Annotated in this window: 1 protein-coding gene; it reads left to right on the top strand. The window is 73.5% G+C overall.

Features of this window, described 5'->3' with window-relative positions:
• On the top strand, nt 1-423 hold a 423-nt coding region (locus HO151_RS02835), incomplete at both ends, for an acyltransferase domain-containing protein (RefSeq protein ID WP_254594665.1).

Raw genomic sequence — 423 nt, 5'->3', positions numbered from 1 at the left:
GCCTGCACGCTGGTGGCCGCTCGGGCCCGGCTGATGCAGGAACTGCCGGCGGGCGGTGCGATGGTGGCCGTCCAGGTCACCGAGGCGGAGGTCACCGGCCGGCTCACCGAGGGGCTGTCGCTAGCGGCGGTCAACGGTCCGGATTCGGTGGTGGTGGCGGGGCCTGAGGCCGAGGTGACGGCGCTGGCGGCCGAGTTCGTGGCCGAGGGCCGCAAGACGCAGCAGTTGTCGGTCAGCCACGCCTTCCACTCGGCGCTGATGGAGCCGATGCTCGACGCCTTCCGCGAGGTCGCGCGGGGGTTGGCGTACGCCGAGCCGCGCATCCCGGTCGTCTCCAACGTCACCGGCACCCTCGCCGGACCGGGGCAGCTGAGCAGCCCGGACTACTGGGTGGAGCACGTCCGCGCGACCGTCCGCTTCGCG

It is taken from the genome of Streptomyces sp. 8P21H-1, from assembly GCF_013302945.1.
The sequence above is the reverse complement of the archived record's forward strand: the minus strand, read 5'-3'. Positions and strand labels throughout refer to the sequence as shown.